This is a genomic window from Proteiniphilum saccharofermentans, from assembly GCF_900095135.1.
Classification (GTDB): Bacteria; Bacteroidota; Bacteroidia; order Bacteroidales; family Dysgonomonadaceae; genus Proteiniphilum; species Proteiniphilum saccharofermentans.
Genome location: NZ_LT605205.1, coordinates 1,567,277 through 1,592,007, shown reverse-complemented (window position 1 = coordinate 1,592,007; position 24,731 = coordinate 1,567,277). Strand labels below are relative to the sequence as shown.

Sequence of the window (24,731 nt, the reverse complement as noted above, 5' to 3'; positions counted from 1 at the left end):
CTCTTATTTTTAGAATGTTATAGATACACCGGCATTCCATATACGACGCTGTGGATATTCGCGACCCGTATCATTGGCTTCCGGATCCTGCACTTTTACATTGTCTATTGTAAATATATTCGTACCATTTACATATACACGCAAATCCTGGATTCCTGCACTGCGGACAGCCGGAAAATTGAACGTATATCCGATTTCCATATTTTTCAGACGCAGATAGTCGGTTTTGAACTGATAGTAAGTGTTCTTCTCGTCTGTTCCCTGTTTCGCCCAATATTCATTCTCGCGGTTATAAGCACGCGGATGTTCCACCATGGGGTTCTCTTCTGTCCAGCGGTTTTCATACATGAACTTATAGTAGTTTCCGGCTTCACCGGCTCTTTCACGCCAGATATAAGTAATACCGCCTGTGGCTCCCTGGAACAATGCCCTCAAATCGAAGTTATTCCAACTAAGACCCGTAGAAAGGCCGAATACAAAACGTGGCTCCGAGTTTTTGTCGGAACGGACACGGTCATTCGCGTCAATTTTCTTATCACCATTTACGTCTACAAATTTGATATCCCCGGTACGTGCATTGGCCCAATGCGGATAGCTGTCCAGTTCTTCCTGTGTATTGAATACACCGTCGGCAATATACCACAACTCGGTATTTACCGGCATTCCGGTCCTTTTCTGATAATCGGGTATACCGGGGGTTTCATCCCAGAATAACAGTTTATTTTTTGCATAGGTCATATTGAAAGAAACATCATATTCCACTTTACCGGCCCTGTCTGCCCAGGAAATTAATCCTTCTATACCTCTGTTCTCCATTTCACCGATATTTTCTCTTGGAAGGGTAATCCCTGAGATCTGTGGCAATGAAGCGTTTCTGTAAATCAACATATTGGTACGCTTATGGTAGAAAAGGTCGGTCTCAAGGCTTAATCTGTTATCCAGGAATTTGAATTCGAAACCAAGGTCATACGTAGTTCCTACTTCCCAGGTAATATTGGGGTTGGGAGTACGCGTCGGATATAATGTCTTCTGGAATGTTGTTCCAAACATATATTCAGTACCGAAACCGTAGGTATTCAGGTATTGAATAGATCTGTCGAGATTTCCGTCGGTATCCAACAGATAATCGCTACCGGTTTGGGAGACAGAACCACGCAGTTTAAAATAGTTGATGAAACTGAGGTTTTCCTTCCAGAAATCTTCTTCGGATGCACGCCATGCGGCAGATACCCCCGGGAAGAAACCATACCGTTTGTCTTTCGGGAAGCGATATGAGCCGTCGTAACGATATACAAACTCAAACAGGTATTTTTCGAGATAATTGTAATTCACACGTCCAAAGTAGTTGATACGGCTTTCTTTCCAGGAATAGCCTTCTGTTTCCATATCGGTTACCGAACCATTATTTATTTCATCCAGTGCATCTGAAATAAAATATTTACGGGTTGCCCTTACCCTGCGCCATTCGTTACTCTGTGCTTCAACACCAAGGGTCGCGCCAAAATTATGGTCTCCAATAGAACGGTCGTAGTTGACTACCAGGTTGGTCATCCAGTCTGTCTGCTCGTCTCTTCTCTCTTCCAACACCGGTTGAGAAACCCCTTTTAATGCAGGAGTCAACTTGTGTTCAGGGTTACCATCCCAGGTATAGAGGGTAAACGGAGTCTCAAAACGGCGCCTGTTATTGAAATGTTGGTCATACGACGCAGTCCCTATAAGTGACAATCCTTCAACGCCAGGGACTTTAAGTGTCGCCCTCAGTGTATTTTGGATATAATATGCTTTGTGAAGATCTTTCCCGGTTGCCGGAGTGGCACGCACTACCGGGTTATCTCCGTACTCAATATCCGGCCCCGGTTCCCCGCTTGGCCAATAGGCGGGCAAGATAGGTTTACTACGCACCATGGAACTAAAAATATCCGTTGCTCCACGTGCCGGATAATTGGTTACCTGCAAACGGTTTACGTTACCATAGGATATATCAAAGTGATCGTTTATTTTCATATCCAGATTGACACGTGTACTGTACTGATCGTAGCGATTCGCTGAATTCTTATAGATACCATCTTCTCCGTTAGCAGCCAGACTGACGAAAAACTTGTACCGGTCGCTTCCCCCGGTTATGCTCACATCATGGCGATACATGGGAGAAACATCTTTAATTGTTTCTCTATACCAGTCTGTGTCGGGATGCCCCCATGGATCTGAACCGTCCTGCCATAATCTCAGATCTTCCTGGGAATAGCGTGGCTCACGTCCGGAATATTTATCAATCTCATTGACCATCGTGGCATACTCAAAAGCATTGGCCAGCTCGGGGATACGTGCGGGTTGCGAAAATCCCATATTTCCGGTATATGTAATTGTGGGCTTTCCTTCTTTCCCCCGTTTGGTGGTAATCAAAATAACCCCATTGGCGGCACGGGAACCATAGATAGCCGCTGAGGCATCCTTCAACACTGACATGGATTCAATTTCATTAGGGTTGATACGATTCAATCCTCCCGCACGTCCGGGTACTCCGTCGACTACAATTAACGGATCTTTAAACCCAAGTGAGTTCACACCACGGATACGAAGGGTTGTTTCGCCGCCGCCGGGTTCATCTGAACGTTGGAAACCGATTACCCCCGGCATACGTCCCACCACGGCATTAGAAAGGTTAGTAGTGGGAGATACCTTGAGTTCATTACCGGACACACTCGCCACAGAACCTGTTACGGTCACTTTCTTCTGCACACCGTAACCAACGACAACCAGTTCGTCGAACATATGTGTCTCTTCTGCCAGGATTTGATCTATAACGGTTTGTGTTCCCACGGCAACTTCAGAGGTAACATATCCGATATACGAAAAAACTAGAACGGAACTCTCTCCAGGCACCTCTAATGAGTATTTACCATCAATATCCGTTACAGTCCCAGTAGCAGCAGCATTTTTTACCACTACATTCACACCGATCAAAGGCTCCCCGTTCACATCGCTTACGGTTCCCCTTACGGTCTTTTGCGCCGATACGGAAGCCGCAAGCAACACAAAAAACAGGCACATTAAAATTTTTGATGAATGTTGTTTCAATTTTGTTTTCATTTCATTTACAGTTAATGTTTCATTCATGCTTCAGTGATTTAAATAATTAGAAAGAATTAATTTTCTTAATGACTAACTGATTACATCTTTTCAGGTAGAAAAGGTCTCTGATCTATCTATCCATAGGCAAAAAAAATTAATGAGGTTTATACAGATTTACTCTTACTGTTTTCTCTGAACAGCGCAACAAACCCGACCAGGATGACAACAGCCATAATAAAGGGTACGATCCAGACAGAGACCCAATTATATGCACCCTGGGCAGTAGTATATTGATGGACTACATTTCCCGCAACCAGTGTTCCAAGATATTTCCCCACTCCATAAGTGGCAAAGGCGATCAGTCCCTGTGCCGAATTCCGCAATGACGAAGGCGCTTTTTCGTCTACAAACAGTTGCCCGGAAACAAAGAAGAAGGTAAAACAGAACCCGTGAAGCGGTAACACCGCATAAATGAATCCGGTTTGCCCCGTATGCGCTCCAAGGGCAAAAAATCCATACATCAGCACCCACGCGACAATAGCGGCAACAATACTTCCCTTGTAACGCAACTTAAGGAAGATAAGAGGGAAAGCAAAGAGGAAGATCACTTCGGCAACCTGCCCCATACTCATGGCAGCAGCGGCATTATTGATCCCTACGTTGACTATGAAAAGATTGGTAAAGGAATCATAGAAAGCAAGTGGAATACAGGTCAGGGCCGAGAATACCAACAGTACCAGAAACGACCGGTCTTTGGTAAGTTTAAAGGCATCGAAGCCGAGTATCTGCCCCACAGTCACCTTTTCAGCACGTTTTTCAGGTGCCTTGTATGGCAGTATGAAAGCATACAAACCGGCCAGAAAAGATATACCGGCGGCGATAAGGAAAGGGGTCGACAACGTTTCCAGGTTCATCGAACTGATCAGTATTCCGGAAACAATCCATCCGAACGATCCGAACAACCGGATACGGGAGAATTCTTTCGACGGTTCAAGCAGGTTGTCAAAAGAGATGGAATTGCACAGCGACATAGTAGGCATGAAACAGATGCTATACAACAACAGTACAGGGAAAAACAATGAAAAGTCATTAATTTGGGTCAACCAGACCAATAACATTGCTCCTACTATATTTAAAAATGCCAGGACCCTGTTGGCGGAGAAGAACCGGTCAGCAATCATCCCCACGATTACAGGGGATATAATGGCTGCTATGGCAGCGGTACTATATGCCAATCCGATCTGAACTCCCGTAAAATGAAGTGTTTGTCCCAAATAAGTACCCATGGTTACATACCATGACCCCTGAATAAAGAACTGAAAGAACATCATCAGGGATAATTGTGTTTTCTTGTTTCCGTTTCTCATAATTAAATTCATTATCATTAATTTGTTTGTCAGATTAGAGTAAAGTTTCTTTTGACTTGATCGTTCCTAAAAGACAAAACACTCCTAAGCAGCACATTTGCATAGCTACGGCTGCTTGTAGAATATTTTTTCGTATAAGGCATAAAAGGGTTTCGGCAAATATTAACAAAATATTTGCCGTCAGGAAGAAAAGAAAAAGAGGCTGAAAAAAAGAGTCTGGAGTTACATATAAGGAATTGCCCCCGTTAACTTTAATTAACAAAAAAGGAAGGATTAAATTTATGCTCGTTCTTCTCATCGAATAAGACTTTATCATTACGGTATTAAAACTTTTCCCTTTTTAAATGGGTATAAAATACACTTATTCCGCAAAGAAAATAAAAAAAAATTAAACAATAAAAACATATAGATAAAATTTATCTATGCAAATAAATTAAAAATAACACAACTAAAATATTGCCAGCAATCATAAAGCCACTCCGAATGTATTTACGTTCTTTATCTGAAGGATCACAAGCAAACCGAGCAACCATTCGGCCTGATAAACGGATATACCGTCAAATGAATTATAACCGCTGTTTTTCAGCAAAATACTACAGAATACAGGAAATGCACAACGATTGATAAAGATTCATTTTCCGGAAAACACGGGATGTCTTCCGGATCGGGACAATACAGATCAACTACCCGATCCACCTGGAATAAAACCGACCAGAAAATAACAAATTCGACAAAAGAAACTAACGGATTCCGGATATTATCACAGACAAATATATGACAAAATATTTGTTTTTATTAGTTTAATTAAATATATTTGGAGCATCGAATTTAATTTTTTTGATATTAAAGTTTCATTAGTACTTTAATTTATAAATTTCACCTGCAAATTGCTAATATATTAAAACAGACAATCATTCTTTCATTTTCGGGTTTGAATTGAGTATGCATAATGACCGGACTTAATTATAAACCAAGAGGCCGTTCAGGTGTTTTCCGGCTTGTGGAGGTCTGTTTTCTAATCTAACCAGCTTGTGTTTTCTATAAAATTCCTGGTAAGCCTCGATATATAAGGATCAGGCTGTGAAGCAAGTTTTTCCAATCGCTTTTGTATTGACTTATTCTCTCTTATCGATTTATCAGTAGCCATTTGCTTCTCAATGATTCTAAAAATATGATTAAGGGCTCCCTGGCTGATATCACCGGCATAAAACAGATCAAGCAAAAGGATGATGGCATCCGGAGAGACATCGTCCACTAATTGCATTTTATATATAATCTCATATTTTACTGCTGGCCGCGCATCTTTGATTAATCCTACAAAACGGGGTTGTTTTTTCAGATCGGTTAAATATTCAGGAGTAATCAACGAAATTCCCTTCTCCGCAATATCTTTGTTTTCGGAAGTAATGAAATCTAAAATCCGGGATTCAAATTCAGGGAAATATTTATTCTGCTGCCTGATATTCTCCAGTGCGAATAATTGCTGGTTACTATCCCCATTCATCAAATGCTCAATATATCCCGGATTAATTCTCTCTTTTAACAGGTCATCTATATAAGCTTTCGTTTCACCATATACCGTATGCCATAACGTATAACAGGTAAATACCGCATCGTCAACGACGTATTCTTTCAGCGAAGGAGCAGTAGCGCTTGAATATCCGTCGACCTCAAAAATCCCCTTCTCTTCCTTATCGACTTTCTGTTCCACCGTCAGGTCTTCATAACGGAGATCCTTTAAAATGGAGACGGTATCGGCCATAATTTCGTCCAGCCTGGTATAATCCTGAAGGCCAAAAGGAGTATGGTCTGATTTGGTCAGAGGGTCATTTTCATCCAATTGTATTCCTAAATAATGGCCGGTTCCATCCCAGAAAATCCACAACCGTACCATCCTGCAGATACCTGTAGTGCATATATCTTTAAAAAAATAACGTCCGAACCAGACAGTTAATCCATTCTGATCCTGTAATTCTATGACTTTATTATCCGATAAACTATCTTTTGAATTTTCGAGAAGGTGAGTAACAGTAACACCTTCCATTTTAAAAAAATCTTTTTCGGGAACCTGTAATACCGGACTACCGGGCGGATACTTTGACCCGCCCAATAGTACAAGACAAAAAAGAATGAATAATTTAATCCTTATCATAAGGAGGAATATCTATAGTAGTTATTTTTGGCCCCAATGATCCGCCTAGATTATAATTTTGCATATCCTCCACATCATATTTACCCACACCTTTTTCCATCAGCTTTTTCAACTCATTGAGATGGTTATTATAAACACCGCGTGGATTTGTATTGTTCTTTGCAGCTACCGACGCTGCCATGCCTACCACTTCTCCCATTATACCAGTAGTACGCATTACCCTTATAGTTCCTAATGCAACATGCGTCACACTGATATTCCTTCCTGCCATGAAAAGGTTGTCGATATTCCGGGAATAAAGGCAGCGATAAGGTATCGGATAAGGATGAATGGGTTTATGCACAGCAATAGACAAGAACTCATTTTCCGGGAAATGCTCCGTGTTTTTGGGATCCGGATAGTGCAGGTCAATTGTCCATGTAGTGGGTGCAGATGCATCGGGATAAATCACAAAATCGGTCAGATCCTGTTCTCTCAGGATATGATCTCCAAGTAACCGGCGAGATTCTCTTTTACCTGCGACATAGGCGACCCAGTCTAATTTTCGATTGTTATATTTCTCTTTCTCAGCACTGAAATTCTTCAACCACGACCAGTTGGAATAGACCACCAAAAGACCATAATCTCGGATCCGTTCAAATTCATTGATCTGGTCATAATTCATGCCGGTTTCCCATGTCCATTCACCCATAGTCACTTGTTTTACATTTTCGTCGTTAAATTCCACACCGTATTGGAATACCGGAAAATCGACAGGTTGCTTTTCTTCTGCCGAATACCATTGCACAGATGATCCCATGGTCATCTTATCCGGTGTTTCAGGAGCAGTCGGTTCCCCAAACTCATCTCTGGACTCTCGCCCCATCGCGTAATCGGCTCCGGCAAGAAACCCGATTGTCCCGTCGCCGGTACAATCTGCAAACAGGGGAGCGGTAAAGGACAGTTCTTCAGAGGTTTCAATATGCCGTGCGTACACTTCGGTAATAGAAGATCCTTCTGTTTTGACGGCAAATGCCCGATAATTGGTAAAGAGCGAAATATTCTCTTCTGCCAGCACCATCTGCATTTTTTTCTCATCCTCGTAATAATCTGCCGGCTGGGCATTCCCCCCACGTGAAGGGCCGATTTCCTTGACCACATCACCCAATGCCGGATAAGGTTCTACTTTAATTCTTCCCCCAAGATGCACACGCACCTCCGAACTGTTGTTTCCTCCAAGTACGGGCCGATCCTGGATTAACGCGACTTTTAATCCTAATCTTGCAGCAGATATGGCTGCTGTGGTTCCGGCCACTCCGCCACCTACTACCACCAGATCAAATTCACCCGCTTGTTGCGGTTCTTCGGGTATATCCAGCATCTGTTTTCTGAAATGACCCAAAGTTGTCAGTTCGTTTGGAGGAGATATGTTATCCTGCGTAAAATAAATTGCATCCACCCGACCGTTAAATCCGGTCAAATCCTGCAGGGTAATCACATTTTCCTTTTTCCTAATATCTACTTTTCCTGCTTTTTGCCAATACCATTCATTCCCAGTACAACCCAGTACCGATCCTACTTTCTCCCCATTTAACCTGAGTTGGAATTTTCCCGGCCCCTCACCCTCATACCATGGTGAAGTCCAGTTAAATGTACGGACATATACATCATATTTCCCGGTTGAGGGAAATTCGACAGATATTTCCGCATCGGCTACCGGCATGCCCATTCCATGCGCCATCAGGTAAGGTGATCCCATCAGATCCATAAACTGTTGATCGACCACCCAACCGCCTTTCTTACTGAAATTCTCAGCTTCCACCAAAAGAGAAGGTGATTGTGCGATTATCACATTCGCCACCATCGCGAACAATAAAATTACACCGTATTTTCTCATAATAAATGCTATTTTATTTATATTCCAACCATGTGGTTACGTTTGTATCGGTATCGGAAATAAACCGTATCCAGCGTGCCTGAAAGGAAGGGGAGAACTGATGACGTTGTTGTTGTCCCGGTTCTACGGTATAAACCGCATATTCCATCCAGTCACCATTTCCCGTCGGATCTACCTCGACTGAGATCTTTACCGCCTTTTCCGACGAATGAGACAAGGTTAATTCCCGTTGATCATAAAAACCGATCAGGTAAGGATCAGAAGCAACCTGTGCTTTTACATCTGAGTCTACCCACGGGCCTCCTTTTCCTCTTGGTCTTCCTAATTTCCAAAGGTCATCGATGACGCCTGCCCATACGGCTGCTTTGCCGTCTTGCGAAACAATAATATGCGGGTTCCCCTTTCCTTCCTCCGGAGTAATACCGGTCAGGATAAGCATTCCACGGTAGGAAGCATAGTCATTGATACGGTAATGATGGGTAGCTACCGGCCGGATCTTGGCATACCCGTCCGCATTCTCTGCCGGCAGTTCGTAAAAGGTTCCATGGCAACTGAACAGATCCCGCTCAGTGGCGACTTCACGGCATATACGCAACAGTCCTTTATCGGTCAAAGAGCTGTAAGCATCCTCTCCCAATGGTAATCTCCAACGCCGGCTTTTATCATCGACCACGAGAACGGACCCTTTCTCTATCTCTACTACCTGGTGGGGTATAGCAAACCGGTCACGGATAAAATCGGCTGTCGTAATGTCCTCTTTTCTTTCCAGTTTCAGTTCTTCTCCCATTTCATAATATCCGGTTTCCCACACTTCTCCGTCGGTAGTTGTATTCGCCAATACGCCGAGTGCGCGGCGGTTTTCACCTAAGCCGTATAACAAACCGCCCAGATTAGATTCCGACCCTACATCAGCCAATCCCTTGAAAATTTTATCCGGAACAGTACTCCTTGTATCGTTATCTTTATAGGTAAAGGTCAGAGTAAGTGTAGCCGGCCTGTCCGGTTTGGCACGTACCCACTCACCTGTTTCCGATGAAGAAAAATCAATATGGATTGATTCTCCGGCAGCCAGTTCTATACTTTTCAGCATGCTCCATTCATTATTTCCATTCTTATCTGCTTCATAGGTGACGGTTACCGGAGTTGTCCCTTCATTTCTTATCCAGCTGCTGCGATGCGGCCAACCGGTAAACAGGAACGGTTCTGAATATTCATCCGCATTTACCTTTTCCCTGGCCCAAACGGCTCCTCCTGCCGTAGTAGGCCCCAATTTGTCCGGTATGGCTACGGAGGTAAACCAGAGGTTGGAATTGGATTGGCCGGGACCCTCAATATTTCCTTTTGCCTTACGTTTGTTAAGAAATTCCCTCTGGGCAGAATCATCACAGCCAAAGACCAGTTGGTTGTCCCATCTTGTAAAATCACCGATCACTTTCAGGTAAGCGGAACGGGGACGAATACCGGCACTGGTTCCCGCTGTGAACGTACCTGGAAAATTCCAGAACATACCATGCATCGTCATCAGATAATCCGATTGCGTTTCCGTGCCTATATCGCGAATACGGGGCCATTCGGTATTCCATCCGTGTGCACCGTCGTAACTATGACTTGCTTTCGGTAAACGGTAAAAACTCCATCCCTCCGTCGCATCCCGTACACCGAGCAGAAGGGACTTATGGTCCCACCCCGTCGCCCAGATCGGGTCAGTTTCAGGATCCGAATTACCATATATTCCTCCGGGGCCGGTTACTTCTACGAACTGATTCCGTCGTACTAATTTCCACTCTTTTCCATCCCATTCGGAAAGGGATCCGGCCTCCACATCAAATTTATGCAACGCTTCCTGTGTCGCTTCCCCATTATTGGAATAGACCAGTACTCCCTGCCCCGAATAAAGGCCTTTACCATGCGCACCGGGCAACAACGCTGCTTCCTGAGCCATTTCTCCGGGCTTGCGATCCACATTACCATCTCGGAATAGTTCTTTCACTTCCAGCGTATTTACATCCACTTCATAAAATCCCTCTTCCATTGTGCCGTAGTAGATCTTATTGGCAGGGTCTGTCAAATGACACGCGTTCCCCGTATGCCTTCCGGGCATAACGGTATATGGAATAACACGTACGTTCCCTTCCGCGCTAATGGCATAGGGTCCGATAAAAAGCTGGTTACTTTCTTTGTGTATCATCCGGTTGGCAGGAGTACCACCGATACTTTCGTCGCGGACTATCTTCTCCAAACCGGACGTGATCTGGTATAATTTGTCGGATGAACCGTAAGGCAAATGAGGGCCATAGGTAATCACCCACAGGCTCCCCGCCCAGGGGACCACTGCCCCTGTACCACATTCGCCTTCGTCATTATAATAAGCTAATCGAGGATAAACACCTGAAATAGAACCAGATAATCCTGTATTATTTTTTTGTGTCGTACATGCTAAGATCAATGTCGTTCCAATTGCAAAAAACAATTTCTTTAAGCCCATAAAATTTCTAATTTAGAAAATATCAGATCCCTCAAATTTAAGAATATAAATAGAGGGATCTATATTTATTGATTAATTTTTACAAAATCTTAATATTTTACATACACATAAAGTTCCATCAGTCGCACCATATTATTCGGATATATCGGAACGAAAAGCCTCACCTTATCGGTTACAACCTCTTTAGGAAAAACCAGTTCATATATTTCACCCAAGTAGTTTTCCACTTTCGAAACATCAACCCATTCTCCATCTTTTTGTACCTGAAATGTAAAATTGGGAAGTAGAAACTCATTGTATAAATGTTTATGCACTTTGAAAGAATATAGACTATACTCTTTACCCAGGTCAACTTCAATCCAATGCTCCAATCCCTCACCCGCAATGGTAATCCACCTGGAAGCCGTTGAAATTATACCATCCACAGCTTTGCTTCCATCATAACTATCATTCAAATTGCTACTGGTTTTTACAGGTTTATGTAAAGCTACATTTTGTAGGATTGTCAATGGCACAGAAGCAGTAAAAAAAGTATCGATAGCTATAGGTTCAGGCAAAAACATTGTCCTGTAAGAGACGCCTCTTTCCACGTTCACGTCATTCAATACAATTTTCGAGCCTATCTCCTCATTTGTATACTGAACCATATTCTTTTCTTCTCCTGTGAAGTAGGTCATCTCGACTCCAATCTCTCTGGAAGAAGAAGGCTCTCCCCAATTTATAGTCACTTCCTGCTTATCGGAATCATAATCGACACTTCTTATAAACCGATTGCTCAATGTTGAGGAAAATTGCTGGCCATACACATTTCCTAACCGCTCAAAGACGATTGATCTTAAATTGTCCCCATCGCTTGACACTAACTGAAATGTATAGTTACCTTCGGGTATAATATTCTCTTTATCACCTATTAGCACATCTATAGAATCAGTTGATTGATGAGCAGGAATCGGCACAATAAGAGAATCTTCCATTTGATTCCAATAAATAATCAACTCTTTTGCCCGCATATCCGTGATCCAGTAACGTAAAAGAAACCTATTTTCACCGGGTAAGACTCTTGCGGAATCAACTCTTCCGATATAAATAATTTCACCTTCCTGCAAATAAAAGTCATGCTTATCATTCATTTCAGAACAGGCAAGAACCATAAGTAGAGAAATAAGTATGATTGATAAATATTTTTTCTGTTTCATAGCGCATTCATATATTAAGTGATCAATCGTTAATCTGTCCCCAGAATGTCAATTCGCCAATAAATGAACTATTGGAATCGGTCCAGCTACGAAGAGTCCGGAACCGGATATACCGTACCGAGGGAACTTCCAGTGGAAATTCAAACTCTTCCCCGCCTCTGGCCAAAGCCAGATCTTCACTGGTCAAATTGGCAAAAGCCATTGCTTCCGGGCCTGATGGTTTCTCTGATGTACAGCTCATCAATAGTTCCCATCCATCCCATGAGCAGGGATCACCATTGGCCACAGCAGGATCATCGGTTCCCCATATTTCAATCTCCTTAGGATGATGCAGGTTAAAATACCAGTTATTTCTTCCCCAGAATTTAAACCTCGATAATTTAGTGCTGACGCCTAAATCCATCGTGAAAAATATTCTAATAGAAGTAGTATTTAAATAATAGACATCTGTATTATCTACAATAGTTTGACCATCCCACAATTTAGTAATTGGTCCTCCCCACTGCGAAAGTGTAAACGAAGGACACAGCGTCATTCCTCTCCACAACTTTTTATCCAGTTCCGATTCATGCCATGGGGTGAGCGTCATATAAAGGGTATCTGTATAATTACTATAAATATCCCTGATAAAAATGCCAAACTCTGTCTCTTCACTTTTCAAACCGCGTATAGCTCCAATTCCTTTGTCCACAGACGTATAGAAATTCTCTATTGATACAAAAGAATTCTCTTCATTTTTATAAAGAATGCCTATTACGACGCTTTCCTTTTCGGGATTATCCCAGGTAAGCTTAATTCCTCCAAAAGCGGCCACAACCGAAAGACTTTCATAAATATCAAAAATAGGGGAGCTCAACGGTTCGATTTCCACTTCAACAGGGGCGGATTCATTTTGGCTCCTGTCAATCGTGATCAAACGCACAGTTGTTTTCGCAGATTTTGCAAATCCTTTAATTGTCAACTCATTGACGAATGCAGACGCTAACTTCTCTTTCTGTTCACCGTTAGGGAGTGTATACTGCGCTTTCACATAGAGTAAATCTTTATCACCAGGCAAATCATACTTAATGGTAGCTCCTCCTTTCAGATTTGTGACAACCGGATTAGAAACCTTTTGGGGAGGTATATTATCTACCGGATACTGCCCGATATATTCTTCCTCGCAGGAAGTAAGAAAGACCGAACATACCAACCATAATAAAAGTAATAACTTAACCAGGGCAGAGACTCGTTCCTTTTGTAAGGAAGATTCGTTAAAATTTATACTGTTCTTTATCATATTCTCTTTCATTTTCTTATATCGTTAAATACATTGAAAAATTTATTTCCAATAGGGATTCTGCTCCAAATTGGTATTGACTCTGAGATTGTGTTGCCTTATAGGAAAAAGATAATCTTTTGTCGAAAATTCCGGGGTATAAAGCACCCTCACGGTATTGTGTTCTACAGGAGTCTCTCCTTCCGGATTCAACCCCCTTATCGGTTGGTTTAACCACACATGGGCCGTCTTCCACCTGCGAATATCCCAAAACCGTTTCCCCTCAAATGCCAATTCTATCATCCTTTCATGTTGTATAATCTCCCTCATTGCTTCTTTCGTAGACGGTTTGGATGGATATCTTGAATAGTTTTGCCAACTCTCAACAACCCCCTTTAGAGCGGCTCTTTCACGCACAAGGTCAATATAATGGTACACCTCTTCGGTAGGGCTGTCTAAAGATTCATTCAATGCCTCGGCATACAACAAGTATAAGTCCGCCAAACGGATAATTGGAAAAGTAGAACGTACAACAACCACAGAAGAGGAGGAAGTACTTACACTTTCGAAATGGCTGGTTTTCCTTACCCAATACCCTGAAAGAGAATACCTTAAATTGGATGCTTTTCCCTGTGGTTCACCTTTCTTCGTACGGATTACCCAGGATTGTTCATTAGCTGAGCCATCCCCTACATCTCTAAAACGTCCGTTTCCAAACCAGATCGCTCCATCAAACGCCAGGTTGGCGTAAAAACGCGTCTCTCTTCCGATATTGAGTTTCGCCGTTTCGTAACCAGACTGGATATAGTATCTATGATCTACCGGAGCTGGTTCGGTCTGAAACCTATTACCATACTCAAATTGAATATCCTCTTCTATCGGCACCCCATTTTTTGTATAAAAGAGTTCGGCCATCCTCAAAGTCGGGCACATAAATGGATTTGTCGGTGTCCACTGAGCTTGCTCCATAAAGAAAAACGGGGTAGTGCCTCTCTGATAATCATACATACTCAATTTAGCGGCTGTCCAAATAATTTCCTTATTCCACTTATCTGTCACTACATGCCGGAGCGACATCAATCGTTTTGTAGAATCGGATATGTTCGTCTGTTTGGTAAACTCATATAGATCATGCCCACCCAATAGACAAGCATCAATGGCATCCTTACAAGCATCGGCGGCCTTCACCCATTTATCACGGCTGTATTCCTGGGAAAAAAGAGCTACTCCCCTACTATCCTTAAAAGATCTGTAATCGGGATTTCCATTGAACAAAGGACTTGCTGCCATTACCAGAATTTCCGCTTTCAACGACAAAGCGATAGACCGAGTAATCCTCCCCAATTCGGCGCTGACATTCATAATCTGTATCGGTAAATCGGGAGCTGCTTCATCCAATAAACTGATGATGTATTCTATCCCTTCATCAAAAGGATCCCTATAAACCCGCACTTCTTCGATTCCTGCCGAGATAGATATATTTTCCTTGATAATTGGAACAGGGCCATACATCCGCATTAAATAATAATGATAATAGGCCTTCAAAAACTTCACCTCTGCAATCCATCGTTTTGCTTCCTCCTGACTAAGATCGTTACCCACTTTATGGATATTTTCCAGGAATACATTACAATCACGTATTGCCCTGTAGCAGGCTCTACCACCATTAAGGCCATCCCAGAAATTGAATAACGGGTCATTCGAGTTCAACTCCCCTTTTTTTAATTTCAATCCGGCATAATTTGTAGTAGTACCATTATAAGTCTGGTCTTCAATAGCCCACCATTCATCACTACCCAATATGGCCGGATCACCGGCAGGTGTAGCTAAATTCGGAAGATAAGTATAACAGGTTGCCAAATATTTCTCAGCACTGGTCCTATCCAAAAATGCATGATCAATTGTCGGTACGTTATCCGGAATTACATCTAAATAATCTTCACATGCAAAAGCGAACGTAAAGAGAGATATTGCTATAATAAGTTTTTTTAATTCTTTCATCGTATTATTTTATTAAAATGAAACCTGAAGACCAAAATTAAACACTTTCTGAATTGGATAGCCCAGCCCATTACCTGCCATCTCAGGATCCCAAAGCTTGAATTTGCTGAAAGTAAGTAAATTGGTGCCTGAAAAATAAAAACGTAGATTCTTCACACCGGCCCGCCCAACAAATTCTTTTGGTAAAGTATACCCAAACTCAAGCGACTTTAACCTTAGGAAAGAACCATCCCGCATAAACCACGTACTGGTCTGTGTATTATTGGAAATATGCCTGTCGGCTAATCGAGGCCACAATGCATATATGTTAGGATTATTTTCAGAAAAATGTTGATCTGCATACACTTTTAATAAAGCATTTTTTGAAATAATTGCCGAATTCCCATCAGTATCAATAAAGGGAGCTGTGGCATAAGCATCTATCCAGAACGATTCTCTTGCCAATCCTTGAAAGAAACAGGACAAGTCAAAATTCTTGAATCCAGTGGAAATCCCAAATCCATAAATTATTTCAGGTTGCGTAGGATAACCGATAGGAACCCTGTCCAATGAATTAATTTGTCCATCTTTATTAATATCTCTATACTTGATATCTCCTCCCATATATTCTCCAAAAGTCTGAACAGGAGAATTGGCTACTTCATAATCATCTACAAATAACCGTTCAGCTACATACCCCCATGTTTGTGATATCGGTTGCCCTATTCTGGAAAGCCAGGGGGTCAATGAATTATCCACATCTTCATATACTTCGTATTTTGCCGTTGCATAGGTAAAATTAGCACGTCCGGTAATCCAAAAATCTTTACTGATAGAATATTGATAATCGGCAGAAAAATCGATCCCTCTTCCCTTGGCTTCACCTACGTTTGTCCGGGGTGTTGCTTGCAAACCCATGGTAGTGGGAATATTCGCCCTGTCCATTAGGATATTTGTTCTATGTTCAGTGTAATAATCAACCTGAATATCTAACTTATCAAATAAACCAAACTCAATCCCTGTATTCAATTTCTTTGATATTTCCCAGGTAATCTTATCATTTGCATATCGAGATGTGGCCACTCCATTCACTGTATAATCGAAATTTTCACCCCAAGTGAAGCTTCTTCCTTCATCATTCAAATTTACTTCGGACAAATAGAAAAAACGATCAGTTATGTCCCCTATTGCGTCGTTGCCTGACAGACCATAAGTAGCTTTCAGCTTAAGGTTATGAATAATTTTACGGATATCTCCTTCCCAGAATCCTTCGTTAGAAACAATCCATGCTGCTCCTATAGAAGGAAAGAATCCGAATCGCTCGTTTTTTGAGAACCTCTCCGATCCGTTATATCCAAAATTAAATTCAGTAAAATAACGGCTATCATAAGAATAAGTAAACCTTCCCGATAACCCCAGATTTCTGGAAGGGAGCGATAAAGTTAAGGTGGAAGCATTGGGTTTGATTGTATTTCGCATAGTTCCGACCAGTAAACCACTTATAGAATGGCTATTGAATGTTCTGTCATAATTAATAGCCGCTTCCATATAAGTAGTGGATGTAATCTCTTTGGGACCCTCGTTATAACTTAGCCACTCTGTCCCGTCCTGTGGATTTAATCGTGTCAACATATAAGTATCGGCACGTTTATCATAGCTGGATATGGAGTACCAAAAAGGGCTATAAAACCGGTTAACGTCAAAATAAGAGTACCTGTTTGTATTAAAAAGTCCACGCAAATTTAATCCCTGGGTAATAAAACCAAGGTCTTGCTTCAATTCAAATTGTGCAAGTATCAATGATTTTGCATAGTCTTTATACCCTTTCACCATATCGGCATAAGGATTAATATACTGTCCTTGATCATAATTGCCGAAAAGGGTATGTGTAACATGCTTGAATTGTTCATCCGGCGCAAAATAAGCAGGAAAAAGAACCGGATCGGATCTCATCACTTTTTGATATAAAGCCGTTCCTCCGTCAATCGGTCCGGAATAATCGTCAAAAGTACCATGTAGCCTCACAATAGTCTCTGTAGTAGGCGTTATATTAATGTTAATATTGGATCTTAAGAGATATCTTTTTAAGTCGATATTATTATTGAAATTGTTGTTTCTGTCTACATTTAAAATACCATTATCCTGATTAAAAGTTCCCGCTATGTAGTATCTGGCAATATTCCCTCCTCCGCTTACATTAAAATTGGCTCGATGATTAACCGTCTGATCCTTAAATAGCATACCATACCAATCGTTTGCAGGATAAACATATGGGTTGACCCCAGCTCTCGTATTATCAATTTTTTCATACGAATAAGGAACTGCCTGCAAAGGATTTCTTGCTGTAACAGCCTCGTTGTTCAATATCATATAAGTAACCGGATCAGCAAGATCCACTTTTGATGTCGGTCTGGAAAGAGATGTTTCATAACGGAATGAAATCTGGGCTTTTCCTTCCCGGCCTTCTTTTGTAGTAACCAAAATGACTCCATTAGCTCCCCGCGCACCATATAAAGCAGTTGCCGCTGCATCCTTCATGATGGAAAAACTGGCAATATCATCGGGTTGTAGACGTGCTAAATCGGAAGAAGACATTTCAACGCCATCAATAAGAATAAGCGGACCCCGGGCATAAGAAAATGAGGTGACCCCTCTCACAAAAAAACTTGCGTCATCCTCACCGGGCTCCCCACTTCTCTGATAAGAGATCAATCCTGATATCTTTCCCGCCAAAGCTGTAGTAAGATTACTACTTGGTATTTTTAAATCACCAGGCTTTACTGTAGAAATAGAAGATAATACACTTTCTTTTTTCTGCTTACCGAAAGCAACTATGGTTACCTCTTCTAATTCATCTACCTTTTCTTTTAGAATGACAATTAATGTTTTGTTGTTTCCAACTTTAATTCTTTGTGTTTCTAATCCTACAAATGAGAACTCCAATTCATCAGTTGGGGCCACTTCAATAGAATAAACCCCATCGATATCCGTGATGACTCCTTTGGTAGAACCAACGATTGTAATAGTAACGCCAGGTAAAGGGATCTCATTTTCATCCAATACTACCCCTGTAACTTGAAACGTTTTCCCATCTAACTCCTTTTTATTAGGAAAATTATCTTTTTCGGATATTTCGTACACAACAGAAATAGTATTATTTGTCCGTTGAAAATAGAGGTTTGTTCGGGCTGTTATTCTATCCAGAATATCCTCAATTGTACCATTTCGTACGTTCAACGTAACATTGGGTACTTTGTCCACAATTTCTTGATCGTAAAAGAACTTGTAACCCGTTAATACACTAATTTGCTGAAACACCTCACTGAGAGGTTGGTTTTGCACATTGAGCGAAAGGTTATTGTTTTTCGTGTTCTGTCCGGTAACAGGGGCAATTACAGCAAAAAACACACTCATCATGATAAAAAAGTTAGGAAAAAACGATGTTTGTTTTTTTAATTGATTGGTGAATTTCATATATTTGTTGTGTTTAATAATTTTTTAAACTATTTCGTTAAGTCAAATGAGCATAATCCAAGCAAGCTTGTCTTCTGCCATGGCGAGAAATAGTCTAACTTTAGTGAACAAAATTTTCGACCAGGTAACTTCTTATTATCCGAGATGGCAAACTGGTGAAATAGAAGTTACCTCTTCTACTTAAAGAGCACTTTTTTCACAAGGTGCTCTTTTTATTTTCCGAAATCTTTATTTATATGGTAAATTTATTCATAGGCGTATTTTTTAGGATTAGAACTCGTATTTATAAAGAAGTACTTCATTGTCTTTTTTCATGTATTTGATACCGCTTGTGTATTTAATGGATTCTAATACAGATTCGAGGTTTTGGTTGTCATGTTCTCCTGAAATCAGGTTATTGAACTCCTCTCCTTCTTTGAATACAATACGGCAACCGTATATCCTCTCCAGTTCCCTTGCAATATCACGAATAGGGGTCCGATCAAAATAAAGCCAACCCTCCATCCATGCAAAGGAATGCCTGTCATTGCGAATAACTTCTTTTATGATCTCTCCTGTACGGGTATTGAGAATTACTTTTTCTTTTCGTTTCAGGGAAAGAGAGGCTCCAGGCATGGATACCTCAACATGGCCTTCATTCACCGTCACCGAAACGATCTCATCCTCATCATATGCTTTTACATTAAAGGCCGTACCCAGTACCTGAACATCAAAACGTCCCGTTTCCACTATGAAAGGAGTTTTATCTTTGTTTACATCAAAATAGGCTTCGCCGGAAAGCCGTATACGACGCTCGTTTTTACCAAAGATCTCAGGGTAGACAATATTTGTACGGGAGTTCAGCATTACCCGGGTACTATCGGAAAACGTCAACCGTCTTTTTTCCCCATAAGATGTAACGATTTCCGTGTATAATGCAGAAGATATTTGTGTAGTTTTGATGTAATGCAATACATATACGACTAAAAATAATACCGACGCCATCGTAGCAATATATACCGACGCCTGACGAAACCGTCTCCTTCTCTTCTCTTCAAAACGTTTCAACAGTTGCCGTGCTTCCTGCTTGTATTGTTCATAGCGAACGGGACCGGGATTCTTTTGCAGTCTGCTCTCTTCTTCTAATTCCCATATTATATTATCTATCAGAGTATCATTTCTCCGATCTCTTATATCCCGTAAAAACCATTCAGCATCTTGCTTCGTATAGAGGTTTTCCAAAAAACGCCAGATTATCTTTTCTTTTTCTTTCTTACTTCTCATAAATATATCAATGAAGCGAGTAACCGGAAAATACCAGTACGATTTTTTATAAAAAAACAGCCGATATTTGTTATATTGTACAAAAATTGACAGGAAAAATTTGGCTCATTTATGTATCCCGTTATATTGAATACACAGATAAGCTACAAAGCTGGGGTTTGCTTAACTTTTTTTATATATTTATACAAATCAGGATTAGCAGTAGACCCACCATGTTATCAGGATATTCCTTCAGATAATGCTTAATTGATTTAAGAGCAATTGAAATATGTTCTTGTACCGTAAATACGGAAATACCCAATACCTCAGCAATCTCTTTATGTGTCATCTGTTCGTCCCGACTCATTTCAAATATCTGTCGCTGGCGGGGAGTCAATTTTTTTAATATTTTATCGAGAATACCCTTTAATTCATTGATCTGGACATGTTGGTTCGTAACGTCGGAATAATCAATGGCATTGGCAAGGATATGTGATTTGAGTTTCTGATCATTTTCTATTTCTCTCAGAATATTAAGAATTCGATTTTTCACAATGGTATAAAGGTACGATGAAAATGTCTTTTCCGGATCGAGGAAGCGACGGTTTTGCCAGATAACAATAAAAGCATCTTGATAAATGTCTTCTGCAAATTCACATTGTTTAACAAATTTCACGGCAAAATATAACAACCGCTCTTTATATTTTGCATATAATTCACAAAATGCTTCCTGGTCATTGTTGATGAGACGAATCACTAAGTCCTTGTCGTTCGTAATGGTATTCCTCTCTGTTATAATTCTTTTCTCTGCAGACATTTCAAAAAGAATAAAAGATATTAAATGGAAGAATTATTTCCTTGTGTATCTGCAAAGATATAATATAAATATCATAAATATATTAAAAAAGAAGAAGAATATTTTGTTTAAAAAGATAAGGAATTCACTTTCTCTCTATCGTATAATAGTATACAGACCAAACGGCCTCTATCTATGAAAGCGACATATAACTTATTCTCGATGGTATAAACGTAAAGGAGATACGAAAATGATCCGCATAAAAAATGAGATTTGTTTCTTTCGTAAAAACATCGTACCTTTATCCTCATTAACCCATTAGCAGACAGTAATTGATGGAAAAGAAAAAAGATAAACAACGCAGCAAAAAGAACATCCATAATGTGTCTGAACCGCAAGCCGCTTATAATATCGATGTCAACGCACTCAAATTAGCAGGCATTAATGCTTTGATGGGCATCGACAATCCGGCAATACTCAAAAAAGCAGTGGAATCGCTGTTAGAAACCGCCGGACAACCTTGGGAAAAACCAGTAGTTATCGAAGAGGAAGAGACAATCGGCAAAGAGGAGATTTTGGCAGGTATCCGCAAAGGATTATTGGAGATTAAAGAGCGCCGCCGCACAGGGAGAAAACCTAAAACCGCAGAGGAGTTGCTTAATGAATTATAAAATTAATGCACTATACCCTTTTGAACGCGAGCTGAAACGCCTAAGTAAAAAGTATCATTCCATCAAAAAAGACTATGCAGCTTTATTGGATGAACTTTATCGCAATCCTAATGCCGGTGTAAATCTCGGAAGCGGTATCCGTAAAGTACGTATGGCTATTGGCAGCAAAGGGCGAGGAAAAAGTCATGGCGCAAGAGTGATAACTGTTACCATTTCGGTGGATATGGAAGAAGCTGAAATTAACCTGCTTTTTATCTACGACAAGGCTGAGCGCGACAATATTACTGCCCGTGAAATCAAAGCATTGATAGAAGAAGTAGGGTTGGATAACTCTCCTGAATAGAGTTAGATAGATAGACTGAAAGAAAAAGAATACCCTGGTTGTTTTATTGTACATCACCTCCCAACATCAAGGCTGTTATTAAGGTAGATACTTCAGGTATGGAGGCATTCTCATTAAATATAAGATAACCGTGATTACTCTTTTTCCCGGGGATCCAGCGGTTACTTCCGTCCGGATCGACAGAGCAGTGTCCCCTGTTTTGTATCTGAAAATATTTGTGGCTTTGCTTCGATAATAAGAAAACAGTGACCTGATCCCAACTTGCCCGTCCGGCAAAATTATTGTACAACTCGTAGGCCCTATACACAGGATGTTTAACCGGCAATTTTCTTAGTGTCGCATCACCGGTGATGATAGGGTTTCCTATCTCCCATCCACAAAAAACGACCTCTTTATTCCAGTTCTTCAGACAATAAACAGTAGAAGCGGGATCCGGCCTGTAGAAATTAGCTTCCTTTCCCTGCGGGAATTTTCCTCCCATACAATACCATTTCATGACTTTGGCTTCTACTAGTTCTTTCCCATGAAGAGGGGAATATTCGTCCGGCAGAGATTCCAACAGTTTTTGCAGACTGCTGAGATGACCTACCGTCAGAATGATTACGGAATGATCGGGACTTTCGGCCAATAATTTCCGATAAGTAGCCGTTGCAGACGGCGCCTCTCTCCATGAAGGCAAAGGATGAGGATATTCTTCCGCTATCTGTCTGGTATAACGGGAATGATTGGTAAGCACCGGTTGCCCTTCAAGAAATCCTACAGGCAGGCGTTCCATACCATAATATGTATTTAAGGCACTGACACATTCAGGAGCATAAGGGTCATCACTGGTGACAATAACACCAAGAAGATCTATCTCCTTTTGTTTATGAAGGTTATAAAGCATGGCCAAGGCTCCGACATCATCGACGTCGGAATCCATATCCGTGTCAAAAATAACCCTCTGCTGCGAGAAACCGGCCACAGAGATCAACCCAATTGCCAATATTAAAAGATTATGCCTTATCATACTATAAATGACGATATTTTCAATCAACACATTCTGCGCTGACAAGTAGAAGTAATTCCTCCAGATATTTTTCATAGATATCTCTTGGCAGGACATTCCTTTTCTGACAAAGGTAAGCCGCCAGCCCCACTACCTCTCCCATCATACCGGTACACCGTTGAACCCTGACAGTGCCCAGGGCGATATGAGTTACACTGATATTCCTTCCCGCCATGAACAGGTTGGGAACGTTGCGAGAGTAAAGGCAACGATAAGGGAAAGTATATACATCCTGTTGCTTAAAAGGGTGTTCCGCATAGGCAATGAATTCCATACCGGGAAACCGTCTGGAATTTTCAGGATGGGGATAATGCAGGTCAATTCCCCATGTAGTGGTGACCACCGCATCAGGATATTCCACCTTTTTAACCACATCCCATTCTGTCAGGATATGATCCCCTAACAACCTGTATGATTCCCTTTTACCAGTCACGTGTTGTAGCTCGGATAAGCGATAATGGGAAAAACTATCCTTTTTAAAAGTCTTCAGAAAGGCCCAGTTGCTGTAAATCGCACACAGATTCAGGTCACGGATCTCTTCTGCCTGATCAACTGTATGCAGGTTATCAAATCCGCTCTCCCAGTCCCATCGTGATTGAGTGATCGGAAAATGGTATTCTTCCGAAAACCGGAACATCCACGGCTCGACCGGAAAATCAGAAAGGATATCCTCACGCACACTCTGCCATTGGTTAGAAGAACCCATTACCAGATTATCTGCCGTTTCAGGCGCGGAAGGCTCTCCGGTTTCTATCTCCGCTTCCCTTCCATAGCGGTGGTCAGCACCGGCCAGTATTCCGACTGAGGCATCTCCTGTACAATCGGCAAATAGATCCCCCTCAATAACATAATTTTCTAACGTTTCAAGGTGTAGGGCATAAACAGCCTTAATTTTCCCCTCCTTCATTTCAACTCTATTCACATGCAAATTAGGCAAGAGGGTGATATTGGGTTCGTTTAATACAAGGTCTTGTCTTGTTCCGTCCCGGTATAAATGAGCAGGGCCTCCCACGCCGGCCTCATAATTATCGATTTCCCTGACAATCCTACCCAGTGACGGGTATTTGTTTTTAAAAGTACTGCCGTCGGTCGATACTCTGACTTCCGAGCTACTGTTTCCACCCAATACCGGCCTGTTTTGCACCAATGCAACCTTTACTCCGAGCCGGGCTGCCTGCACAGCGGCGCAAATCCCAGCAACACCGCCACCCACCACAACAAAATCGAACTGTCCCAGCATTTGCGGTTGGGGAGAAACTGAAATATTCCTGTAACGCAGATCTTCAATCTCCGTCAGAGCATCAGGTAATGAGGTCTTTTCCCTGGAAAAACATATAATGTCACATCTTCCATTCAACCCGGTCAAATCTTTTAAAGATAATCTGACTTTTCTGTTTCCTATGTCAATCGTTCCACCATACACCCAGTGCCAATTCTTTATTCCGTCCGCACCAAATACAGGGCCATAAGCTATATCATTTATTAATACTCTGAACATGCCGGGACCTTCTATATCGGTCGGAACCCAATCTTTGGTTCTTACCCAAAAATGATATTCTCCCGTTTCCGGGAATTCCACTATGGTATGGGCATCCTTTACGGGTTGCCCCAGCCCGTGTGCCATCAAATAGGGGGAACCCATCTGATCGACGAACTGTGTTTCACTTATCCACCCACCTTTATCTTCAAACAATTCAGTTTCAACCCATACCAATTGACCGTACGTCAGGGAAGAAAGAAGAAGAAGAACTATTATACAGAAACTCTTCAT

15 protein-coding genes are annotated in these 24,731 nt (G+C 41.4%); 2 read left to right on the top strand and 13 right to left on the bottom strand.

The features are described from left to right. Window positions 1-9: 9 nt before the first annotated feature. The 11 genes from PSM36_RS06085 to PSM36_RS06030 form a co-directional block, all read right to left on the bottom strand. The gene (locus PSM36_RS06085) at window positions 10-3,090 is read right to left on the bottom strand and encodes a SusC/RagA family TonB-linked outer membrane protein (protein WP_076932101.1); all 3,081 of its coding nucleotides are present in this window, start codon (window positions 3,088-3,090) and stop codon (window positions 10-12) included. Between the two features lie 146 nt (window positions 3,091-3,236). Beyond that, entirely contained in the window at window positions 3,237-4,439 is a 1,203-nt protein-coding gene (locus PSM36_RS06080; protein ID WP_083711143.1) for an MFS transporter, read from the bottom strand. A 1,015-nt stretch (window positions 4,440-5,454) separates the two neighbouring features. After that, on the bottom strand, window positions 5,455-6,591 hold the full coding sequence (locus tag PSM36_RS06070; protein WP_076929749.1) for a hypothetical protein: 1,137 nt from the start codon (window positions 6,589-6,591) through the stop codon (window positions 5,455-5,457). After that, window positions 6,578-8,467 (bottom strand): FAD-dependent oxidoreductase, encoded by a 1,890-nt coding sequence (locus PSM36_RS06065; RefSeq protein ID WP_076929746.1) that lies wholly within the window; start codon window positions 8,465-8,467, stop codon window positions 6,578-6,580. Before PSM36_RS06065 ends, PSM36_RS06070 begins: the two co-directional genes overlap by 14 nt. Window positions 8,468-8,480: 13 nt before the next feature. Further along, window positions 8,481-10,952, bottom strand: coding sequence for a hypothetical protein (locus PSM36_RS06060; RefSeq protein WP_076929744.1), 2,472 nt, complete (start codon window positions 10,950-10,952; stop codon window positions 8,481-8,483). A gap of 89 nt (window positions 10,953-11,041) precedes the next feature. Further along, entirely contained in the window at window positions 11,042-12,148 is a 1,107-nt protein-coding gene (locus PSM36_RS06055) for a DUF4998 domain-containing protein (RefSeq protein WP_083710955.1), read from the bottom strand. A gap of 22 nt (window positions 12,149-12,170) precedes the next feature. Then, entirely contained in the window at window positions 12,171-13,427 is a 1,257-nt protein-coding gene (locus tag PSM36_RS06050; protein WP_076932100.1) for a DUF5000 domain-containing lipoprotein, read from the bottom strand. 42 nt (window positions 13,428-13,469) lie between these two features. Continuing rightward, a complete protein-coding gene (locus PSM36_RS06045; RefSeq protein WP_076929740.1) occupies window positions 13,470-15,407 on the bottom strand; it encodes a RagB/SusD family nutrient uptake outer membrane protein in 1,938 nt (645 codons plus the stop codon). A gap of 12 nt (window positions 15,408-15,419) precedes the next feature. Next, complete coding sequence (locus tag PSM36_RS06040; RefSeq protein ID WP_232001528.1) at window positions 15,420-18,803, bottom strand: TonB-dependent receptor; 3,384 nt, start codon at window positions 18,801-18,803, stop codon at window positions 15,420-15,422. Window positions 18,804-19,130: 327 nt separating this feature from the next. Then, on the bottom strand, window positions 19,131-20,123 hold the full coding sequence (locus PSM36_RS06035) for a FecR family protein (protein ID WP_076929736.1): 993 nt from the start codon (window positions 20,121-20,123) through the stop codon (window positions 19,131-19,133). 172 nt (window positions 20,124-20,295) lie between these two features. After that, the gene (locus PSM36_RS06030) at window positions 20,296-20,898 is read right to left on the bottom strand and encodes an RNA polymerase sigma-70 factor (RefSeq protein WP_173823169.1); all 603 of its coding nucleotides are present in this window, start codon (window positions 20,896-20,898) and stop codon (window positions 20,296-20,298) included. A gap of 335 nt (window positions 20,899-21,233) precedes the next feature. On the opposite strand from PSM36_RS06030, the gene PSM36_RS06025 reads away from it, so the two are divergent. Both PSM36_RS06025 and PSM36_RS06020 read left to right on the top strand, forming a co-directional pair. Further along, window positions 21,234-21,569, top strand: a complete 336-nt coding sequence (locus tag PSM36_RS06025) for a hypothetical protein (protein ID WP_083710953.1) — start codon at window positions 21,234-21,236, stop codon at window positions 21,567-21,569. Continuing rightward, a complete protein-coding gene (locus PSM36_RS06020) occupies window positions 21,559-21,912 on the top strand; it encodes a type II toxin-antitoxin system RelE/ParE family toxin (protein WP_076929731.1) in 354 nt (117 codons plus the stop codon). The genes PSM36_RS06025 and PSM36_RS06020 overlap by 11 nt, the downstream gene beginning before the upstream one ends. Window positions 21,913-21,955: 43 nt before the next feature. Here PSM36_RS06020 and PSM36_RS06015 read toward each other — a convergent pair whose 3' ends face one another. Both PSM36_RS06015 and PSM36_RS06010 read right to left on the bottom strand, forming a co-directional pair. Further along, entirely contained in the window at window positions 21,956-22,996 is a 1,041-nt protein-coding gene (locus tag PSM36_RS06015) for a nucleoside hydrolase (RefSeq protein ID WP_197684919.1), read from the bottom strand. Then, window positions 22,941-24,731, bottom strand: coding sequence for an FAD-dependent oxidoreductase (locus PSM36_RS06010; protein WP_076929729.1), 1,791 nt, complete (start codon window positions 24,729-24,731; stop codon window positions 22,941-22,943). The genes PSM36_RS06015 and PSM36_RS06010 overlap by 56 nt, the downstream gene beginning before the upstream one ends.

Coding starts and splice junctions, on each gene's coding strand:
- PSM36_RS06085 (WP_076932101.1), bottom strand. CDS start 3,090: ATGAAAACAAAATTGAAACAACATTCATCAAAAATTTTAATGTGCCTG.
- PSM36_RS06080 (WP_083711143.1), bottom strand. CDS start 4,439: ATGAGAAACGGAAACAAGAAAACACAATTATCCCTGATGATGTTCTTT.
- PSM36_RS06070 (WP_076929749.1), bottom strand. CDS start 6,591: ATGATAAGGATTAAATTATTCATTCTTTTTTGTCTTGTACTATTGGGC.
- PSM36_RS06065 (WP_076929746.1), bottom strand. CDS start 8,467: ATGAGAAAATACGGTGTAATTTTATTGTTCGCGATGGTGGCGAATGTG.
- PSM36_RS06060 (WP_076929744.1), bottom strand. CDS start 10,952: ATGGGCTTAAAGAAATTGTTTTTTGCAATTGGAACGACATTGATCTTA.
- PSM36_RS06055 (WP_083710955.1), bottom strand. CDS start 12,148: ATGAAACAGAAAAAATATTTATCAATCATACTTATTTCTCTACTTATG.
- PSM36_RS06050 (WP_076932100.1), bottom strand. CDS start 13,427: ATGATAAAGAACAGTATAAATTTTAACGAATCTTCCTTACAAAAGGAA.
- PSM36_RS06045 (WP_076929740.1), bottom strand. CDS start 15,407: ATGAAAGAATTAAAAAAACTTATTATAGCAATATCTCTCTTTACGTTC.
- PSM36_RS06040 (WP_232001528.1), bottom strand. CDS start 18,803: ATGATGAGTGTGTTTTTTGCTGTAATTGCCCCTGTTACCGGACAGAAC.
- PSM36_RS06035 (WP_076929736.1), bottom strand. CDS start 20,123: ATGAGAAGTAAGAAAGAAAAAGAAAAGATAATCTGGCGTTTTTTGGAA.
- PSM36_RS06025 (WP_083710953.1), top strand. CDS start 21,234: ATGGAAAAGAAAAAAGATAAACAACGCAGCAAAAAGAACATCCATAAT.
- PSM36_RS06020 (WP_076929731.1), top strand. CDS start 21,559: ATGAATTATAAAATTAATGCACTATACCCTTTTGAACGCGAGCTGAAA.
- PSM36_RS06015 (WP_197684919.1), bottom strand. CDS start 22,996: ATGAAAAATATCTGGAGGAATTACTTCTACTTGTCAGCGCAGAATGTG.
- PSM36_RS06010 (WP_076929729.1), bottom strand. CDS start 24,731: ATGAAGAGTTTCTGTATAATAGTTCTTCTTCTTCTTTCTTCCCTGACG.